Origin of the sequence: Lutibacter flavus (assembly GCF_900188355.1) — a bacterium.
GTDB lineage: Bacteria > Bacteroidota > Bacteroidia > Flavobacteriales > Flavobacteriaceae > Lutibacter > Lutibacter flavus.
Genome location: NZ_FZNX01000005.1, coordinates 271046 through 291609, shown reverse-complemented (window position 1 = coordinate 291609; position 20564 = coordinate 271046). Strand labels below are relative to the sequence as shown.

At 26.8% G+C, this 20564-nt stretch carries 19 protein-coding genes; all 19 read right to left on the bottom strand.

Features of this window, described 5'->3' with window-relative positions; all coding sequences use genetic code 11:
* Positions 1-22 precede the first annotated feature (22 nt).
* The 19 genes from CHB63_RS14510 to CHB63_RS14420 all read right to left on the bottom strand — a co-directional run bounded on the left by CHB63_RS14510 (position 23) and on the right by CHB63_RS14420 (position 20563).
* Complete coding sequence (locus CHB63_RS14510) at positions 23-1237, bottom strand: glycosyltransferase family 4 protein (RefSeq protein ID WP_089379202.1); 1215 nt, start codon at positions 1235-1237, stop codon at positions 23-25.
* The gene (locus CHB63_RS14505; RefSeq protein WP_089379201.1) at positions 1218-2588 is read right to left on the bottom strand and encodes a hypothetical protein; all 1371 of its coding nucleotides are present in this window, start codon (positions 2586-2588) and stop codon (positions 1218-1220) included. The genes CHB63_RS14510 and CHB63_RS14505 overlap by 20 nt, the downstream gene beginning before the upstream one ends.
* Positions 2589-2605: 17 nt before the next feature.
* Positions 2606-3850 (bottom strand): oligosaccharide flippase family protein, encoded by a 1245-nt coding sequence (locus CHB63_RS14500; protein WP_176420399.1) that lies wholly within the window; start codon positions 3848-3850, stop codon positions 2606-2608.
* 27 nt (positions 3851-3877) lie between these two features.
* Positions 3878-5812, bottom strand: a complete 1935-nt coding sequence (gene asnB / locus CHB63_RS14495; RefSeq protein ID WP_089379199.1) for an asparagine synthase (glutamine-hydrolyzing) — start codon at positions 5810-5812, stop codon at positions 3878-3880.
* A gap of 6 nt (positions 5813-5818) precedes the next feature.
* On the bottom strand, positions 5819-6931 hold the full coding sequence (locus tag CHB63_RS14490; RefSeq protein WP_176420397.1) for a glycosyltransferase: 1113 nt from the start codon (positions 6929-6931) through the stop codon (positions 5819-5821).
* A complete protein-coding gene (locus CHB63_RS14485; RefSeq protein ID WP_089379197.1) occupies positions 6921-7823 on the bottom strand; it encodes a glycosyltransferase family 2 protein in 903 nt (300 codons plus the stop codon). Before CHB63_RS14485 ends, CHB63_RS14490 begins: the two co-directional genes overlap by 11 nt.
* 7 nt (positions 7824-7830) lie before the next feature.
* Positions 7831-8919: an EpsG family protein gene (locus CHB63_RS14480; RefSeq protein WP_089379196.1), complete on the bottom strand. Its 1089-nt coding sequence runs from the start codon at positions 8917-8919 to the stop codon at positions 7831-7833.
* 5 nt (positions 8920-8924) lie between these two features.
* Positions 8925-10031: a glycosyltransferase gene (locus tag CHB63_RS14475; RefSeq protein ID WP_089379195.1), complete on the bottom strand. Its 1107-nt coding sequence runs from the start codon at positions 10029-10031 to the stop codon at positions 8925-8927.
* A complete protein-coding gene (locus tag CHB63_RS14470) occupies positions 10015-11139 on the bottom strand; it encodes a glycosyltransferase family 4 protein (RefSeq protein WP_089379194.1) in 1125 nt (374 codons plus the stop codon). Before CHB63_RS14470 ends, CHB63_RS14475 begins: the two co-directional genes overlap by 17 nt.
* 89 nt (positions 11140-11228) lie before the next feature.
* Positions 11229-12362 (bottom strand): glycosyltransferase, encoded by a 1134-nt coding sequence (locus CHB63_RS14465; protein WP_089379193.1) that lies wholly within the window; start codon positions 12360-12362, stop codon positions 11229-11231.
* A 6-nt stretch (positions 12363-12368) separates the two neighbouring features.
* Positions 12369-13457 (bottom strand): polysaccharide pyruvyl transferase family protein, encoded by a 1089-nt coding sequence (locus CHB63_RS14460; protein WP_089379192.1) that lies wholly within the window; start codon positions 13455-13457, stop codon positions 12369-12371.
* Positions 13458-13461: 4 nt separating this feature from the next.
* Entirely contained in the window at positions 13462-14232 is a 771-nt protein-coding gene (locus tag CHB63_RS14455; RefSeq protein ID WP_089379191.1) for a glycosyltransferase family 32 protein, read from the bottom strand.
* 90 nt (positions 14233-14322) lie between these two features.
* Positions 14323-15321, bottom strand: coding sequence for a glycosyltransferase family 2 protein (locus CHB63_RS14450; protein WP_089379190.1), 999 nt, complete (start codon positions 15319-15321; stop codon positions 14323-14325).
* 2 nt (positions 15322-15323) lie between these two features.
* Entirely contained in the window at positions 15324-16337 is a 1014-nt protein-coding gene (locus CHB63_RS14445; RefSeq protein ID WP_089379189.1) for a glycosyltransferase family 2 protein, read from the bottom strand.
* Positions 16338-16406: 69 nt separating this feature from the next.
* Positions 16407-17348, bottom strand: a complete 942-nt coding sequence (locus CHB63_RS14440; protein ID WP_089379188.1) for a glycosyltransferase family 2 protein — start codon at positions 17346-17348, stop codon at positions 16407-16409.
* Positions 17349-17414: 66 nt separating this feature from the next.
* Positions 17415-18227 carry a sulfotransferase domain-containing protein gene (locus CHB63_RS14435; RefSeq protein WP_089379187.1) on the bottom strand — a complete coding sequence of 271 codons (813 nt, stop codon included), beginning with the start codon at positions 18225-18227 and terminating at the stop codon, positions 17415-17417.
* Positions 18214-18939, bottom strand: coding sequence for a class I SAM-dependent methyltransferase (locus tag CHB63_RS14430; RefSeq protein WP_089379186.1), 726 nt, complete (start codon positions 18937-18939; stop codon positions 18214-18216). The genes CHB63_RS14435 and CHB63_RS14430 overlap by 14 nt, the downstream gene beginning before the upstream one ends.
* Positions 18929-19852 (bottom strand): aminotransferase class V-fold PLP-dependent enzyme, encoded by a 924-nt coding sequence (locus CHB63_RS14425; protein ID WP_089379185.1) that lies wholly within the window; start codon positions 19850-19852, stop codon positions 18929-18931. Before CHB63_RS14425 ends, CHB63_RS14430 begins: the two co-directional genes overlap by 11 nt.
* Positions 19853-20563, bottom strand: a complete 711-nt coding sequence (locus CHB63_RS14420; protein WP_089379184.1) for a WbqC family protein — start codon at positions 20561-20563, stop codon at positions 19853-19855.
* Position 20564: the final 1 nt, after the last annotated feature.

The following is a 20564-nucleotide window of genomic DNA, read 5'->3' as shown; positions in this document are numbered from 1 at the left end:
AGGGGCTAGGGGTGTGTTTCTTTTATTTCTCCTGTTCTTTTAAATTTTTATATTCCTCTAAAATAGCTTGCCAAACTATTTTTTGTTCAAATCTATCTAAAATTAATTGACGTGCATTTTCCTTAGCCTTGTTAAACTGAAAACTATCGGTTAAACAATTTTCCATTGCTTTTTCTAAGGCAATTGTATTTTTTACAGGAACAATCCAACCATTTTTACCTTCAATTATAATTTCATTACAACCATTTATATTGGTAACAATACTTGGTAAACCCATTGCACCTGCCTGCATAACCACATTTGGAAACCCTTCTCGGTAACTTGGGAAAACCAACATATTAGAAATTGCTAAATAAGGTCGAACGTCTTCTTGCCAACCTACAGAAATGATGTTTGGATTTTCTTGAATCTCTATCAATGTAGCTGGGTTCAAAGGATCTAAGGCTGTTTCAAATGAACCAACTAACAATAATTTAATGTTTGATGGTTTACCTTCCTCCAATACTTCGACAAGCTCAGTATGACTTCTGGCATGTTGACTTCTACTCCTTAGATTTTTAAATGATGCCACTAGCTCATTAATTCCTTTATCACCAACTAAGCGACCAACAAAAACATAAACAAAGTCGTCTTTTTTGATACCCAATTGTTTTTTTAAAGTTTCTCTTTCCGTATTCGAAAATAGCTGTGGATTAAAATATTCCGTATCAATTCCATTTGAACTTCCGTTAGCTAAGACCTTTAATTTTGCGCTAGTAGTAAATCTATTATTTATAATAATCTCTTTTAATCCATTAGAATTTGGAAACACTTTGGTAGCACATGTATAGGTTAATTTTTCAACAAAATTTAACACCTTCCTTTTAAAGCCGGTAACTTCCAATAAAGGTAAACCTGCAACTGTATGTATTCTATTAGGAATTTTTGCCAGTTTAGATGCCAACATACCTATTGTACCAGCTTTTGGAGTATGCGTATGCACTATAAAAGGTTGTTCTTTTTTTAAATACTTGTATAACTTTAATAATGCTCTTAAATCTTTAAAAGGTGTGATTTCTCTGGTCATTTCAATTGGAAACACGTTTACATCATTTTGTTTTCCAAACTCGATTAACCGATCCTTTTCAGCTGAAATAGCTGTAACTTCATAAAAGGAATTCATAAAGCTTAATTGACCTTCAAGCAATTTTTCCAAAGAAATAGGTACGGTGGTTATTCTAATTAGTTTCTTTTTCATTCTGAAATTTTGGCAAAATTAATACTGTTAATTTTTTCATTATTTTTATATAAAAATGAACTAAAATTAAAGCTATCAAAAAACTAGTTGCTTTTTTTACTGAACTACTTAAATCACCTCTTAACAAATAAAACTCAAAACCTAATAAAAACAGATAACCTATTTTTATAAATATTGATCGGTTTCTATTATGAAAGCTTGTATCTAAATAAGCATTTAAAATTACAATAAGCATTAAAAATAATGCAATTCCAAAATAACCAAAATTAGCATACCCTTCACCAAAAAAAGGCATCGCTACATTAATATGGTTAAAATTCAATTCTTTTGCTAATAATGTACCTGTACCTAACGGTTTAGTATACCAAACTGAATCCTGCACAAAAAATAATAATGCCCCTATTAACTGCCTTCCTCCTGTTATAATTTCTTCATTAATTATTAATAAAAAGTTTTGAAAAGCATCAAAATGTCCTGTTTTAAATGCTGCTACTCCTAAAGAAAGATGGTTGTTGGTATTTCTAAAAAAATTTAAGAGTGGAAAAATTAAAAACACTCCCAAGAAATAACAACTAGCATAGTAATATTTTGACTTTTTTATAGGATTTAAAAAAACAATAAAAGGAATATAATAGGCGGCTGCTATACCTCTTGATAATGAAAGTGGAAATGCCGTAAGTAAAGCTATTAACCCAAGAAAAACTATATGTTTCCAATTGCTACCACCAATTAATAAATATCTTAACAGTATAATTATAGGAATTGCCCTAACAATTAATAACAGCGAATAGCCAACCAAACCAAAGTTTGTATTGAGTTTAAGAAAATGAGCAGGTGGTCTTAAAATTAAAACTTCAAAATTAAATTTTACAATTAGTAGCGTTAAAACCAACGCGCCAATTGCTGCTACATAATACCACCATAGTTGTTCTTTTTTATGCTCAATTTCAAACGGTTTCCTCATTTTTTTAAGAAAAAAAGTATAACTATACTTATATAGTATGGTGTATAAAATTAAAATAATTAATAAAATAGCACCTCCCTTTAAGTAATCTGTTTCGTTAAATTTAGGAGCATTAAAAAATGAGTTTTCAAATTTAAATTGCACTGCTGGTGCTAAACCAAAAAAGAAAAAATAAAATAGGTTAAATGTTTTATTTAAACTAAATGAAGATTGATCTTTTGATAAAAAAATACCATACAATGCTAATATACAAATGGTATAAAACATCAGTAATACTTTAAAACTGTATTGCAACCCTGAATTATAAAAAACAATAAATGCCGAAATTAATGCAAGCACAGCTACTAAAATATCACCTTTATTTCTAATTAACAGCGTACGTTTCAAAATTACTTATTTGTATGTTATTTCTTTGATTTAAAAATCCTTTTCTTATTAAACATTATAAAAGAACCTATTGCATATAATCCCCTGGCAGCCAGTAAAAATAGTGCACCTCCAAGGAACGTATATTTGGGAATTAAAATCAATCCTAAAATTAAACTTAATAGTGTTGAAATTAAGGTAATATATCCAAATAATTTATCTTTTCCATATACCAACAATCCGTTAATACCATAGGCAGAAATTACGGCCATTAAAAAAGGTGTTGGACTTAAAACTTTAATAATATAAGTTATTTGTTGCTCTATTGTAGCGTTTTCAATTTTTAACCAAGGCCCAATAAATACCTCTGCACTAATAAACATAATTATGGATAATAATATGCCAATCCCTAAAATTACACTAAACGATTTACGAAGTATCTGAACTTTACGGTTTACCATTGCATAGAAAACTTTTGTAAGTACCGCATTTATAGTTGCAAAACCATTTGCTACTTTTACTCCTAACTGTATGATACTTACATTTGCCGGAATGCTAAATACACCGACCAAAAAAACTGCAGTATTAGAAAGCATAGATGGAATAAATAAATTAATAAAAGAACTCCAATTTACAACTAAATACATCCTTACTTTTTTAAAAGACAACAATTGTAACTTTACTTTGTACTCTAGCACTATGTATAAAAAACTTATCATATTTACAATAAGTAAGCCTATGCTTTCTAATAAAATTATGAACTCATAATCTTTAGGTTGCTGAATAAATACCAATACCAATAATACATAAATTAAACTACCACCCAAATTAATAACTGGTATGTATTTCATTTTCTCAATCCCCATAAAAAACCAACGCAGCGAAAATAAATCGCCTATCAGCATAAAGGAAGCAAATATATATACCAATGCATACAATCTAAAACTGGGCACTCCTAAAACTAAAACTGCTAAAATCAATATGGAAAAACCTGTTAAATATAATTTAACTGAAAAAACTTCATTAAATAGCGAGTTCATTTTATTAGAATCATTGCTATATTTAGCTAATTGTCTTACAGCTTTTAAATTAAAACCATAATTGGTAATATTAACTAAAAACAAAACCAAAGAAATTACAAAAGCATATTTCCCATAATTTACGATACCTACTTTCAATATCAAATAAGGAATCAATAAAATAGCCAGTGCTAAATCAATAACCTTCACTGAAAAAAGAGATACAGTATTTTCTAAAAAATGGTATAGTTTATTGGTTTTCAAAATAAATGTTCATTTAATTTTTAAAAATTATTGTTCATTTAACCAAGATTGAAAAATTAACACATCCCATAACTGATAATGCCAATTTCTTTTTCCTGAGATATGCTCTTCCCATTTTCTTCTAATAATAGTAGCATTAAAATAGCCTTGTTGTATCAGTTTTTTTTCGTTTAATAGATTTTCACCCCAATCTTTTAATGGACCTCTTAACCAACTAGCTAAAGGAACAGCAAAGCCCATTTTTGGTCTATCAATTAATTTTTTTGGAACATGTTTGTATAACACCTCTCTTAAAATCCATTTGTTAACGCCATCTCTTAATTTAAATTCTAATGGTAAATTTAAAGCAAATTCAACTATTCTATGATCCAATAATGGAACTCTAGTTTCCAATGACACCTCCATTGCTGCACGATCAACTTTTACCAGATTATCATTGGGCAAATAAGACATTAAATCAAGTTTCATCATTTCTGAAAAATATGAACTAGGAGCCGAATCGTTTAACTCAAAAATAGTTTTAGGTAATTTTGATTTTAACACCCAATTCTCAACATCATTATTGTGTGACATAAACCCTTTATGATAGAAATCCTTTCTGTTTTTTGAATTCAACAATAAAGATGCTTTTAAAAACTTATCCAGTTTATTAAAATGTGCTTGAGACTTTTTATTTTGTTTTTTAAATGGTTGAAATAATAATTCCCAAATATCATAGGGTATTGCGTTAATTCCAAAACCTAACATAGATCTCAAAGGCATTGGTATTTTAGAAATTTTATTCCAAGATTTGTTTGCTAAATTATAACGATTATAACCACAGAAAAGTTCATCACCTGCATCACCAGTTAAACAAACAGTAACTTTTTCCTTTGCTATTTTAGATACAAGATAGGTTGGGATTTGAGAAGAATCTGAAAAAGGTTCACAATACATGTTAGGAAGTAAAGGAATAACATCCAAAACTTCCTGTCCTGAAACATACAAATCATAATGATCTGTCCCTAAGTATTTTGAAACAGACCTTGCATGTTCTGCTTCATTATAATCCTTTTGTTCAAAACCTATTGAAAATGTATTAATTTTTCTTTTTGATTGCGCCTGCATTAAAGCCACTATAATAGTTGAGTCAACACCTCCTGACAAGAAAGCTCCTGTAGGTACATCTGCCTGCATTTGCAAGCCTACAGAATCCATTAAAAGCGATTCCAATTTTGAAACTGCTTCAACATCATTCAATGAAAATTCATTTAAACAACTTTGATTTGAAATTTTTTCAATAGAATAATAGTTTTTTATTCTTATTTTTCTTTGTTTGTAATCATATGTTAAATAGCAGCCCGATTCTAATTTATTAATATTCTCATAAATGGAATATGGTTCAGGTATTGAACTATATCTTAGATAAAGAGCCAGTGAGTTTCTATCAATTTCATTTTTAAAACCGGTAAATCTTTTAATTGATTTCAATTCTGAACCAAAAACAAAATTATTATTAACCCATCCATAATATAATGGTTTTTCACCCATTCTATCTCTAGCTAATAACAATGATTTATCAATTTTATCCCAAAGCGCAAAAGCAAACATCCCTACACACTTATTAAGTGTTTGTTCTATTCCCCAAATTTCAATTGCACTAAGTAAAGTTTCTGTATCAGAATGACCCTTCCAATTAACCTTCTCCAGGGTATCTATTTCTGACCGAATTGACAAATGGTTGTAAATTTCACCATTGAAAACTATAACATATCTTTCCGATTTTGAAATCATTGGTTGATGACCCGCTTGACTAAGATCTAAAATTGAAAGTCTTGTATGCCCTAACCCTACTTTTTCTTCTTCATCAATCCAAAAACCCTGATCATCTGGTCCTCTATGGATTAATTCATTAATCATATTCTTTAAAGTGTATTTAAAATCAATTTTTTCAGTTGAAATAAATCCCGTTATACCACACATATATTGCTATCCTTTAATTTCTTTAAAATACAATTTAAAAATATCATCGCTTGAATATTTTTTTAATAAAGTTGCTCTTTCATTTATAAAAGATTCATATTTTAAAGAATCAATAAATTTAAAAATCAACTCTACATCCATTTCAATAAAATTTTCATTAAATGAAAAAGACAAACTATTACTCCCTAAATATATTTCACTTACCGATTCTAAATTTGAAGTATAAACTACTGGTAAACCCGAGCTTGTAGCCTCTAAAACCACATTTCCAAAAGACTCATATAACGATGCGAAAATAAAAACATCACACTTTGTTAAAATTGAATTCACATTACTTACGTTGCCATAAAAAACGACATTCTTTTGAATATTCAAATCATATATTTTTTCTATTAGTTTTTCCTTATTATCACCTTCTCCAATAATATGGAGTTTTGATTCAGGAAAAAATTTAAGAAGTTTAAAAAATAAATCAATTACAAGATCAACTCTTTTTGAATTAATTAATCTACTAACAGTACAAAAATTTAAATTTTTACTTGTTGAATAAAATTTATTTTTTTCCTTCTTTAATTGAAATTCGTCTATATTAATAGGGTTATGTAGAATTGTTATTTTTGAAGCATTCAATTTAAAATTTGCAATCAATTCATTTTTAACAACCTGAGATATGGCAATAATTTTATTTGCTCTAAGAAATATAATTTTTAATAATCCCTTCATTAAATAATATTTATATCCTTGATAGGATTTACTAAAGATAGATCTCTCCGATATTACAACACTTCTATTTGAAAAGAATGAAGATAGCGCATTAACCAAATTAGCCCTGTGAAGAAAACTTATTGCCTTAAAATTACCACCAAAATATAGCCTAACATATATTGCTTGAATTAAAGTTATTATAGGAAATAAAAAAGTCCTAGAATATTTAGATAATGGCAATTTTATAATTTTAGATGCTACAGGAACTTTGTAGTTAACATATCCACCATCAGTTAATAAAAAAATTGGAACATATCCCAGTCTATCAAGATAAAAGCTAAATTCACTTGCTATTCTTTCAGCTCCTCCTTTTTTTAAGGAGTTAATAATTATTAAAACCTTTTTAGAGTACACTCTTATTTTTATTATTATTAGAATTATATTTAACGTACATATATAAAATAACACCCAATGGAATTGCTAAAATCGTTAAAATTGGATGTTTATTATTTTTAAATATATTCATTTCTTTTAATTGAATACTATGTGAAATATAATGTATTAAACTTGTAAATTTAACTTTCAAATAGTTAGAATATTTAACAGTATTTAATCTTGCAAAACGAAAACCCTTAGGATTGTTGACATATTGATTAAAAATGTTTCTGGTAGAACCATCCTCCATATATTCAACAACACAAATAACTTCATTCATACAAAGTAATTCAAAATCTTTATCTATTTGTAAATATAGAGTACCTAACGGAACAAATTTCTCGCCTTTAAAAACTGGGTATTTTGGATAGTTTTTGACAATACTTGTATTATAAATCAGCTTCTTATCTCCAGGTATTTTGTGTTTGTGATATAAATCCTCTAAAGTAGAGCTAGCTAAATTTTCAGGAAATTTCTCACCAAGTATATCACCATCTTTTGTGGTATCTAGCGCAACTATGCCTGCAAAATTTGGATTTCCTTTTTCTTTCCAAAATTTTAAAACTTTCTCAATTGCATCATCTGTCACAAAATCATCAGAATCTATACAAACATTTAATTCTGTTTCAATTAGCTCATAAGCTTTATTATAACCCGTGTGCATACCTTCATTTTCCTTATACACATATCTAATTTCAAATAGCCCTTTTTCAATCCATTTACTTACTAATAACTTTGTAGCATCTGTTGAACCATCATCAATAATAAGCCAGCAAAAATCTTGGTTAGTTTGCCTTAACAAACTTTCATACAATTGATGCAAGCAATAAGCACGATTGAAAGTTGGTGTAAATACTGTAATTTTTTTCATTCTTGTGTTATAAAACTATAAACATAAAATACGTAAATCCATAATAAATAAGTACCGTAAAAGCCAATACTTTTTGTTGTTTTACAAAAAAACGTTGTTTAAAAAATGGATAAAAAATAATAACAGCCATTAAAAACCATGACAAATATGCAAAACGATTAGAAAAACTAGAACGAATTACCAAAATCCAAAAGGCATTGGCAGTAACATAAATATTAAATAGCTGATGATATAATTTATCATTAAATTTTTTCTTAAAAATAAAATAATAACCAAAATATACTGCTACTGCACTATATATTAAAAAATCCCATCTAAAACCAGTTCTTGCAAATTGAGATTTGTCTATTGAATCTCCTAAATATTTTAATCGTTCTCCTCCAAAACCTAAAGATGAAAATAAATTTTCCCAAAAACCACCCAATGCTATTGATAAAGGTATGGCCAACAACCAACCAATTAAATAATGTTGGGTGTTTTTATAAAAGAATGTTAAAACATATGCTGCAATTGGTATTAATAAGCTTCCATGAATAAAATAAGCTACTAAAAATATGCCATATTTAATAAATTTATTTTTTGTATACGCAAGCCCATATATAAAAAATGAAGTAGCGATTCCATTTCTAATTCCGTTAGTTCCATAAGGCCAAAAAGAAAAAGAAGCAATGAGCATTAAAAAAATAAAATATCGATCTGCTCCAAACCACCTTTTTGCAGCACTGTATAAAGGAACTATATATAAAATAGCACATAGTAAAAAAAACAATTGAGCAGACATAATACTGCTGCATAATTTCATAAACAAACGCCACAAATAATCTTTATTATTGGTAATCTCAGCTCCATTTGCAAATTGCTCAAAGTATTTATAATAAATACCCATATCCCCAAAAACAAAACTAATTGGGCGTAAGCCCATATAAAGTACCACTACAATCAATAAAAATAATGAGGCAGATTCTTTTTTGGAATTACTATGAATCACATAACCGTTCGTTTGCAGTTTTATAAATGCCAATAAAATAACAATCAATAAAGCATTATAAAATAATGGCGTATAAAAAGGTAATGGTATGATAGAATTAAAAATCATTGAATTTATTCCTTAAAAAGATTTATCCATTTTTCCATTACATGCGTTTCATTAAATCGTTTTACATTGTTTATCGCATTCTCGGCCATTATTTTTCTTTTCTCTGAATTTTCAATTAAGTTAGCTATTTCAGCTGATACAGTCTCTATTTCATTATGATTTACCAAAATTCCATCTTCACCATTGGTTATAATATTTCTTGGCCCATGAGGACAGTTGTATGAAACAACAGGTAAACCACAAGATAAGGATTCTAATAATACCATTGGAAAACATTCTGTAGCAGAAGTTAAAGCGTAAATGGAAGATTCCACCATTTTCTCTTCTAATTTATCTGTAGCTCCCATTAATTGAATATTTGGTATTGCTAAATCATTTATTAAATTATTTAATTCATTTAAAATTATATCATCTCCTTCTCCATAAATTTGAACTTTCCAATCTAAAAATTCATTAGCTATTAAACCCCAGGCTTTTATTAAATGGTCAAATTGTTTTACCTTAGCCATTCTACCCGCAGCAATAACAATATTTTTTCTTTCAACACCACTTTTAAATTTTATTCCACAAATTGCATTAGGAATTACTTCTAAATTATTTGAACTATAATACTTTTTCTCATCATCATTCAACAATACAATATGTGAATATTTTTTCTCAATCTTATTATTTATTCTGAACATCAACTTATTCAAAATTGTGGCATTTGCTAATTCTTTTATATAATAATACCTAGAAGCGTGAAATTCCTTTATCGTTTTTATACCTGCACTAATAAATGGAATAAAGAAAAAATCAAATGCATAGTTGCAAACAATTAATACATCTGGTTTAATCTCTTTCAGCTTATTTTTTAATTTTTTTATATGTTTTGGAATTTTCTTAAAATTAACCGGACTAAAATAACTTTTAGTTCTATTGTAATTTACATCCAAATCATGATGGAATACTTTATCTGAAATTGGATAGCAAAAAGGGTTTCCTTTTTGTTCTGTGGTAATTAAATGCACTTCAAAATTAGGGACATTAACTAAGTAGTTTAGTTTTTGAGCCAACACCTTTTCAATACCTCCATGAAGATATACTTGATCCGTACTATAAACTATCTTCATCTTTTTTTATTAAACTTTTAAATAAGGAATCCCAAATTGGCATAATTTTATCAGGAGAATAACGAGCTACATTTATTTTTGCTGCTTGCCCCATTTTTCTTCTTAAATTAATATTTTCAATAAGATTAATTAAAGCTTCAGAAAATTGAAGATTATTTCCATCTTTTATTAAAAAACCATCTTCTTTATCTTTTATTATATCTGCAGGCCCATGAGGGCAATCAAATGCAACACATGGAACTCCAAAACTCATCGCTTCTATTAACACCATCCCAAATCCTTCTGACCTTGATGGCAAAACAAATATGGCTGATTCATTATATTTTTCAGCTATTTTTTTTGTGGGTTCATTTAATATAAAACTATCACTTAAACTTAGTTCATCTATTTTTCGTTGCAAATTAAGATTTTTATTTTGCTTCCCATAAACTTCTAGCTTCCAATCTGGATGTTTTTTTGCAATCATTTTCCAAATATCAATCAACCTACCAAAACCTTTATTATAACTCTGAGTTCCAACTGCTAAAACAATATTTTTTTTAGCATCTTTAAAATTCTTATCAACATTTACAAATGGAGATAGGTTAGGTATTACAGTGCAATTAACACCTTTCCAATCATTTTTATTTCCATTAGTAAGCACTACAAATAAATTAAATTTTTTTGCTCCCCAAACCATTATTTTTTTTTGGCTGTAATTTTTTACCTTTTGAATCTTAGAAGTGTTTTTTTCGGAAATAAAATTAAGGTCGATAGAAGCATGACGTTCATAAATAACAGGAATGGTTTTCCCAAACAATACAGGGAATAACAACCCTTTTAATCCATCATCACAAACCGAAATTATGTCTGGTACAATATTTTTTAATAGCTTTTTAATTCCTTTTTTATAAGCAACAACATAATTAACGGGATTTCCAAGCACTTTTATATCATGAAATTTTATAGCCGTACTAAAACTGTAAAACGGATGTTGATGCCCATCATTTAAGGTTAAAATATGCACATCATAGCCGATATTTTCAGCTAAATAACTTGCTTTTACAGCAAGTACGCGCTCTAAACCTCCGGAACCATTAATGCCATTTGTAATATAAAGTAGTTTCATCTAATAAAATTAACCTCCAATATCATTTGTAGTATTTTTAAAAAATTAAATACTTCTGCCATTTTAGATTCGAAAATTGTAATTTCTGTTTAACCTAGTAATAAATTAATTTGTTGTAAAGTTAACTCTTTATCTTTATTCTCTAATTTAGATAAATTATTTATTAACCTGTTTTTTAATTTCTCATTATTAATTAATAATTCAATTTTCGAAATAATACTATCTGAATTCATTTCAGCTATTAAACCTGTTTCTCCATTTATTATAATATCATGTGCTGTTGGAAAATTTGTACAAACTATCGGTTTATTAAAATATGAAGCTTCTATTACTGTTAAACCTAAACCTTCAAATAAAGAAGTTTGTACATAAATATCACAATCTTTAATAAATGGGTAAGGATTTTCTTTTAATCCTAACAATGTAAAATGGTTTGCAATTTCCATCCTTTTTATTTGTTCTTCTAAATAACCTCGCTCTGAACCTTCTCCAACAACATACCAATGAATAGCATATCCTTTATCTATTAGCTTTTTACAGCTTTCAATTGCTAAATAAATGCCTTTGTACGGCGCTAACCTTCCAACAGTAACAATATTTGTTTTTTCTTTTTTAAAGTCTATATTTTTTAAGCATTTACCGTTGTTTAAAATTACTTTTTTATCTGATATATCTTTAATTATATCAATCCTTAACTTCTTATTGATACGTTCTAATTCGGTTTGTAAACTATTTTTAGCTTCACTAGAAACAGCTATAATTCTTTCAAAATTCTTATAAATGGGATAATCAAATTCAATATTATAACCTGCTTTTTGATAATCTGTATTTAACCAAGCTATTTTTCTATCTGCAGCTATAAAACTATTTATATAATAGGTAGCAAATCCCTGATTATACGCAATTGCAATATCATATTTTTTTTTAGAAAGTGTGAATTTACTTTGAATGAAGTTCCAAAAAAGTTGTGCTAAATGAAACCTTTTTCTATTCAATTTTCTTTTAAGTTTATACCTACCTCTTTCTAAAAAAGAAAGCTTTGGCATTTCCAAATAACTAATTTGAACTTTAACCGGTACATTTTTCTCTAAAACTCCACCTTTGTTAAATAAAATTAAATCAACACAGTATTTATTAAAATCTATATTTTGCAATAATGTCACCAAACTTTTTTCGGCTCCGCCAAGATGCAATGACTCAATAACAAAAACAATATTTTTCATTTGCTGCTAACCTAAACTTTTAATAATAAAATTTTTAGAATAATTTATTTTTTCTTTTAAAATTGTTTCAACTTTCTTATAATCAATTGGTTTTATGGATGAAAATTCTATATATGAATCAACTAACTGATTTAAATTTAGTAATTGTAACAAGTCTCTCATACGTGTATTAATATTTTCTTGTCTATTAACAACTACAAATTGTTTTTTAAAAATTAAAGAAAATGCAACGGAATGAAAAGAGTTGGTAATATTAAATTGCGAGTGACACACCAATGATAAAAAGCGTTCGGGTCCTTCCAAATAAAAGTTCTTATCAGCGTATTTTATATTTTTATTAACTGTGTAAATTTTAAATCCTTTGTCTTTTTTTAGTTTAATGGCTATTTCTTTAATTAAAGGATTGGAATCAAAATCATAAACAAAAATGAATTTTTCATTCATTGGCTTCACAAAAGTATCAACCCAATGTTTTGCATCTAATAGGAAAACCGGATCCAACACTTGAACTGCATTTTTAATACCCAATTCATTTAAAATAGTTACTCCTGAAGTTTCTCGTACAGAAATATGGTTAATTCTATAAACTTTTTCTTTTACAAATGATTTTAGTTCTTCTTTAATTTCATCAATTGCAAAACTAGCTGCGTACGAAATTTTCAATTTTTCTTTTGGTACAAAATCTAAATAAAAAGCCAGGTCTTTACCGTTTTGAAAAAAAGAATTCCAAATTTGATCACTTCCACAAATATAAGCATCTGCTTCAGGAAGATTTACTTTTAATTCTTCGTTTTTTTTATATTTTAAATTTCCTGTTTTTATATATTTTTTAGAAAAATTATCAAAAGCCTTTTTACGTTTTAATGCCATTAACCTCCCAGGTAATTTTGCCAGTAAATAAATGTATTTAACAGGAAACGAATTGTATTTTAGTGAAATTGACTTTAAATTAAAATGATTACTTAAATAAAACGGCTTGTAGTGGATTGCCTCCGCAGTATGCCCTATATTTTCAAGGTATTTTAATAAAGCATATTCCTGTAAACTAGCTCCATAATTATAAACTTCATGACAAGTTATTGTTTTAATTTTCATTTTACTATACTTTAATCATTATATATGAAAATTTCCAAAGTGTTTTTGTTACTATTTTTTTTATACGCCACTTTATTTTGTATCGAAGAGTCACTTTTTCTTGTGAAATTTCGCTTTCTCGCCAAGAACCCAAGGCTAAATGCTTACAATAAGATTCTGAACTTAAATGTTGTGGGTCAAAAAAAGTAGATGGATAAAAACTAACCTCATGATAAATGGAATGATTGTTTTTATTATAAGCCCAATCCCAACCAATTGACTTAGCAATTTTTGCCTGTATAAAAGGAAGTAATGTCATATCTAAACGGAGTTCATTTGGAAGATTCACATTAGTACTCAATACAAAATGTCGCCCTTCATAATAATCTAAACATTTTTTAATAAAAAAATTATTTTTTTCAGCCCCAAAACAATGTGAAGATAAAAAAGAACAAACTTCTCTATTTACTAAATGGTAAGAATTTTCTCTACCAATAAAACATTTCTGACTTATTAAATTATTAAAGCTTTTATAAATTTCTACATCTGTATCCAGATAAATACCACCATAATTATAAACTGCATATAATCTAACATAATCAGAAGCAAAAGCCCATTTTTTCTCTGATAAAGATTCTTTTAAAAAGAAATTGTCAATTTTTTCTATTTTTTCTAAATCCCATAATACAAATTCATATTCTGGCAAATATCTTTGCCAAGACTCTATACATTCCTTTATTTTTTTTGGAAAGACTTCACTACTAAACCAAGTGTAATGGATTATTTTAGGTATCATTATTTATTTACTACATTAATATTTGATGATATTTATAATTTTTTTCTTAATAAGAATTTGCGCTAAGTTATTACAACGGTTTTTGTTTAATCATAAACTCTTAGTTATCTTTTTTATAAAAGCTTCAATATAATATCTTAACAATCTAAAATAATTTATATAAAAATAAAAAGAAATAATATTTACATTGTAAATATATTTTTCCATTAAAATAAAATTACTGTCATTTTTTAACTTAGCTTGTTGAGCCACTAATAACTTTACTTCTTTAATTATCCTATACTTCTGTTTTATTGGTAAATTAACTTTATTTAAATAACCAAAAAGCGAACATATATAATTAAAAATTTGATTTTCAATAAAACTATAATCTAATTCTGAATTTCTTAAACGTATTGAAATTTTCACTAATTCTATTGTAGAATTTATTTTTATTATTGAAATTTTAGATGAAGATACTGAATTATCTCTTCGTCTATAATAATATAGGGTTTTAGCTATTTTTTTTATTTTTTTAACTTTTGAAAAACATATTAAATTAAAATATTCGTCTTCATGTATTATATTTTCTTTAAAAACAAATTGATACTTTTTTATAAATGAAGATTGATAAATATAACTACAAACTGGGGCATAAAACATTTCATTTTTTTTAATAAAGTTATTGCCATTAGTTGTTTCGATATCTTTCAATAAAAAAGGTTCGGAAAATTGTTGACTAGATTCTTTAAAATCAATCATAGAAAAACCGAGCATTTCAACTTTTTCTTTTTTCAATTCCTCAACAACAGTATTAATTGCATTTTTAACAATCCAATCATCGCTATCTATAAACCATATATAGTCTCCTCTTGCTATTTTAAGCCCATTATTTCTAGCCTCGCTCAATCCTTTATTGCTTTGATGAATAACTTCTATGCGATTCTCATTTTTTGCATAATCATCACACAATTTCCCAGAGCCATCCGTTGAACCATCGTTTACTAAAATTATTTGAAAATCAGTATAATTTTGAGCCAACACACTATCAATACACTGTTGCAAATATTTTTCAACATTATAAACTGGAATAACTATTGACAGCAACATAATTATTTATTGTTTCTTTGCTTTAAAACCGAAAATAACTCTAAAATATATTTTAATAAATATTTAAAATAGTACTTATTTTTAAATGAATAACGTTTTTTTATTTTAGAGAATTCTTTCATTTTATTTAAAAAGGAAATTCTCATATCAAATAAAATTTTTAAATGGATAGGATATAAAAATTCATAAAAATATTTATTTTGCTCCGTTAAACCAATATCTTTATAAAACTTTTGAAGACTATCTAAATTGGCAAATAAAATAGTTCCTTGATGCTTACTTGACCACACCCCTTGTCCTGTAAATCTATAAACTGAAGTAATATCTTGTAATCCTTTAATTTTCCCCTCTAAAGATAATATATAAGATAATATTCTATCTCCAGCATCTTGTTTTATGTATTTTTCAAATTTTAGTAAATAGTTAGCTGAATTTCTATATACAATAGTTTGAGTAAAAGGTATCATTCCTTTTAAAATATTTTCTGAGGAAAAAGTTTGATTTTTTAAGATTTCAAAAGAATCTTCTTTTGAAACCTCTTTGAAAATTTTTCTGGAAGTAAAACATAGACTATAGTCCGTATTAGCCTCCAAAAACTCAAATTGTTTTTGCAATTTTAGAGGGTCAGTCCAATAATCGTCACCATCGCAAAGTGCGATGTATTTTCCTTTCGCATTATATAAATTATATATAAAATTAAAACGTCCTGAAAACGAACCGTTAATTTTAATATTATTTTCTCTATGATGTAAAAACAGCTTAATTTTATCTGAGTACTTTTTTGCATATTCTATACAAATTTCTCTAGTACCATCAGTTGAAGCATCTTCACCTAATAAAATTTCAAATGAAAATGTGGTTTTTTGCATTAAAATACCCTCTAAACAATCTTTGATGTAGCTGGCATGTTGGTATGTTACCACACATACAGAAACCAAAGGAGATTCTTTAACTGAATTTGAATATTCAATAACTGGTTGTTTTTGATATTTTAATTTAAAATCTTCTAGATTCATAGTTAATTTTTAATATATCTTACAACTTTTAAAATATATATTTAGGCAAATATATACAGTTCAGTTTTTTTAGTTTAATATATACTTAATTATTAATTTTCTATTGCTATATAATGCATTTATAAACTCTTTTCGCCACCTAATTGCTTGCTTTAAATAATTCCAAATAATTACCAAACCTTGTTTTTTTATAATCCATTTAAAGTATGGTTTATGCAATTTAATAAGTGCTTTTCTATCATTTAATCTGTGATATAAATAGCGTTCATGATTTAAGGAAGATGAAATTCCATTGCCATGAAAATTATAAACAGTAGTTACTTTAGGCAAAATTACACCATTTCCAAACTGCAACAAATAAGAAATTAGTGCGTGATCACCTGCATTAAAATCTTGAAACAGCTCCATTGGGATGGGCCCATTTTTAAAGACTATTGTACAAGTATAAAATGGATAATTCTTTAATACATCCTCCAAATGAACCAATTTAATAGTGGTTGATTTTTGTGTTTTTTCTTTAATATTACCATTTTTCTGAAATACGCTTACTTCCGTACCACATAAAATATTTGATGTATTTTGCTCTAAAAAATTTACTTGTTCCTGTAATTTAAAAGGATCTATCCAATAATCATCCCCATCACAAAGTGCAATGTATTTTCCTTTAGAATTAAAAAGATTGTAAATAAAATTAAAACGTCCAGAAAATGCACCATTAATTTTTATGTTATTTTCTCTATGATGTAAAAACAACTTAATTTTATCAGGGTACTTTTTTGCATATTCTATACAAATTTCTCTGGCACCATCAGTTGAAGCATCTTCACCTAATAAAATTTCAAATGAAAATGTGGTTTTTTGCATTAAAATCCCCTCTAAACAATCTTTGATGTAGCTGGCGTGTTGGTATGTTCCCACACATACAGAAACCAAAGGAGATTCTTTAACTGAATTTGCATATTCAATAACTGGTTGTTTTTGATATTTTAATTTAAAATCTTCTAGATTCATTACTTTACCTAAATAACATTATATCCGTTTAAAAATTTCATTTAATTCTTTGCTTTCAAATTAATTTTAATTGATATATAGTTCCAGACCTGATTTTATTAAATCCTTATCAATCTCATTTATTATTTGAATTGGCAAATGATTTTTCCATTTATCATCTTTTTGATTTTTTCTATATACGGAATAAGCCTCATGCGATAAATCTATATTTTGACCTTTCTTCAAAAAATTAATAGTCTGACTATCAATACTTATATTGCAAAACGAAAAAAGATTTCGTACTTCATTTTCAGTATCATTCAATAGAGTTTTATAATTAAGAATGTAAAATCTTTTTGGATATTTATTTTTTAATTCTAAAAAGTTCAAGGCAGTTTCTTTCCATTTATTATACCCATAAAATTCTTCAGGAGCCTTTAAATTTTTTAAATTAGCATCTTTCCATTCTGTAAATATATCCCATTCCTTATTATTAAATTCTTTAGGGGCATTCATCCAAGAGGAGATAACACTTTTTGGATTTCTAATTATTCCTACAACCTTAACATCTTTATCATTACTTAACATGTTTGGTAAAATGTGATGATATCTAGCTTCCTTATATACAATATGTGTTTGTAGTCCTTTATCAAAATCAGGAATTAATCCATTATTCTTCCCTTCCTTTTGAGTTATATAATCATCGTTACTTTTTGAAATCGATTCAAAAAAATCATCAATTTCATTACCAGAAGACTCTTCGTTTAAAAACGATTTAAAAGCAAAAGAAAAAAGTGGTTGATTTCTATATACTACATTTTTTGAGGAATCAAAAATAGACCCAATCCAACTAGTTCCGGACCTAGGAACACCATGTATTGCTACTTTAAATGATTTCATTTTTTTCTATTAAAATATCAAAGCAATGATCTGAATTAATTTGATAATCTGGTTGATTTATTATTTTAAATTCTGTGTGTGGAAAACAATTATTCATTGCTAGAAAAAACTCCTTTTGGAACCAATAGCCAATTTTTGGTCTTCGTTCTTTCAATCTATTAAAATAATCTTTGCAATATATGGGTTTATTTATATAATCCCATTTTTTATCAAGATCAGGAATGTCACCAATTAATATTTTTCCACCTAATTTTAAAGATTCAATACTTTTTTCTATTAATAAGAAAGCATCTCGTTCATTAAAATGTTGGAGTGAAAAGTAAATTATAATTGCGTTATACATTTCTATATCTAATTTAACCGTATTTACATCACCTAGTTTTGTTTTTAAATTTTCATTTTTATATTGTTTTGATAACTGATTTAAAAGTGTCTTCGAATAATCAATACCATATGCATTACGACAGGATTTAGATAATTCACCAATAATTACACCATTACCACAGCACAATTCAAGAACATTTGAGTTTTTATCAATAGAAAGAATTTCTGTTAAATATGAAAGAGTTTTAGTCCAAATCTTATTTTCAACTCTCTTTCCATTCTTTGTACGAGCAATATTTACTTGTAAATCATCCGTAGCATTAACAATTTTATCATTATTAAAATTTAATTTCCAATATTCTTCTGATGAGCTTTCCTTACTTTTCATAAAACTCTTTTATTTTTTCTGTTAAATTAAAAAGATCAGATTTTGTTATGTCTTGATGAACAGGTAAATTTAATATCGAATCAGAAATTGCTTTCATAGATTTAAATTCTTTTTTATTCAAAGGAGAAATTAACCTATAATATAATGCAATTACGGTCATGTTATTATCTAATAACCAAAAATACAGCTTTTCCCTTAAACCATTTTCAACAATTATTGGGTAGCTATTAGGTATATCTTCACTCCCGATTTTTTTTAAAGATCTTAAACATGGTATTCCAACTAATAAATTTTCCAAATAAATAAAATTTTCAATACGCTTTTTAGCAATTGCTATTGAATCATATTTGCTAATTTTAAATGAAATATTTGATTTCAATTTAATTGTTGAAACATTGGGTCTTTTTAGGTTTAAATTATTTTGGATAAATGCCCCTCCATCATTTAATGGAAAATTTTTATGCAAAGAATAAAATATAAAATCACTATTTAATCCAACTTTAGAAAAATCATATAAATTATAATTGTACAAATGAGCGCAATCCTCAACAGTAATGACATTGTATTGTTTACACAAATTTATTATACTGTTAACATTTTTCAGTTTAAATCCAAAGTAATGAACAAGTAATATTAAATCATATTCTTGTTTTTCAAGTTGCCTTTTAATTTCGCTAATCGAAAGAGATAAATCATCATTTAATAAATAAAAATCATAATCAACACCTATTTTAACTACAGGATCAAATATTCCAGATCCTTCTCTTTCTGTAATACCAATATATGATGGTAACAATATTTTAGAATTAGGATTAAGATTTCTCAATATAATTTCCCATCCTTCTCTTGCTGAATTTGTAAAATGTATATCTCTAGATAAATTTTCAATTATCTCTGCTTTTTTACTTATCATCTAGTCTATTATTTTAAATTTATCCATCATAGAAATAACTTCATTTTTTGAACAAAACATCAATAAGTCAATAATTGATAAAAAAGGAACAAAATTATTTGAGAATTGATTGTACTCAATTTCAGTAGATCTTAAAAACTTAATTTCAATATTTTCGTTTTTATACTTACTTCTATCAAAAAAAGAAAGCCCACCCTCTGGATTGTAATATGTATCAGCCTTTAATGCTTTACAAATGTTTAAAGCCCATTCATCTGGAGCATTCGCAGATTCTATTTCGACCTTCATTTCAGACCAAATTTTAATTGGAGTAGTTATATTTAAATAGTCGCATATAGTCTTTAATGCATAATAATTAAGTTTTACTATTGACTCAGTCTTAAATTCAAAACTATAATTTAACAAGGTTGTAACTTCATTATAATATGGTGCTTTTTTTTTATAATGTGTTATTTGAGCTAATATTTTTTCTTCCCAATTAATACTATTATTAATTTTAATATCTAAAATTGCAGTGCTTCTTTCATGTTTAACCAATGGCACTTTAATATATATTGAATCACCATTTATTTTTAAAATGTTATTTCTTTCAATCCATCCATGTCTAATAAATTGCGGTGTATCAAACAATATAAATTCATCTACGGCATTAATTAACTGAAAATAGCCTATATAAGGCATAAAATATGGTTGCATAATTGCTACTTTCATA

Coding starts and splice junctions, on each gene's coding strand:
- CHB63_RS14510 (WP_089379202.1), bottom strand. CDS start 1,237: ATGAAAAAGAAACTAATTAGAATAACCACCGTACCTATTTCTTTGGAA.
- asnB (WP_089379199.1), bottom strand. CDS start 5,812: ATGTGTGGTATAACGGGATTTATTTCAACTGAAAAAATTGATTTTAAA.
- CHB63_RS14485 (WP_089379197.1), bottom strand. CDS start 7,823: ATGAAAAAAATTACAGTATTTACACCAACTTTCAATCGTGCTTATTGC.
- CHB63_RS14480 (WP_089379196.1), bottom strand. CDS start 8,919: ATGATTTTTAATTCTATCATACCATTACCTTTTTATACGCCATTATTT.
- CHB63_RS14475 (WP_089379195.1), bottom strand. CDS start 10,031: ATGAAGATAGTTTATAGTACGGATCAAGTATATCTTCATGGAGGTATT.
- CHB63_RS14470 (WP_089379194.1), bottom strand. CDS start 11,139: ATGAAACTACTTTATATTACAAATGGCATTAATGGTTCCGGAGGTTTA.
- CHB63_RS14465 (WP_089379193.1), bottom strand. CDS start 12,362: ATGAAAAATATTGTTTTTGTTATTGAGTCATTGCATCTTGGCGGAGCC.
- CHB63_RS14460 (WP_089379192.1), bottom strand. CDS start 13,457: ATGAAAATTAAAACAATAACTTGTCATGAAGTTTATAATTATGGAGCT.
- CHB63_RS14455 (WP_089379191.1), bottom strand. CDS start 14,232: ATGATACCTAAAATAATCCATTACACTTGGTTTAGTAGTGAAGTCTTT.
- CHB63_RS14450 (WP_089379190.1), bottom strand. CDS start 15,321: ATGTTGCTGTCAATAGTTATTCCAGTTTATAATGTTGAAAAATATTTG.
- CHB63_RS14445 (WP_089379189.1), bottom strand. CDS start 16,337: ATGAATCTAGAAGATTTTAAATTAAAATATCAAAAACAACCAGTTATT.
- CHB63_RS14440 (WP_089379188.1), bottom strand. CDS start 17,348: ATGAATCTAGAAGATTTTAAATTAAAATATCAAAAACAACCAGTTATT.
- CHB63_RS14435 (WP_089379187.1), bottom strand. CDS start 18,227: ATGAAATCATTTAAAGTAGCAATACATGGTGTTCCTAGGTCCGGAACT.
- CHB63_RS14430 (WP_089379186.1), bottom strand. CDS start 18,939: ATGAAAAGTAAGGAAAGCTCATCAGAAGAATATTGGAAATTAAATTTT.
- CHB63_RS14425 (WP_089379185.1), bottom strand. CDS start 19,852: ATGATAAGTAAAAAAGCAGAGATAATTGAAAATTTATCTAGAGATATA.
- CHB63_RS14420 (WP_089379184.1), bottom strand. CDS start 20,563: ATGAAAGTAGCAATTATGCAACCATATTTTATGCCTTATATAGGCTAT.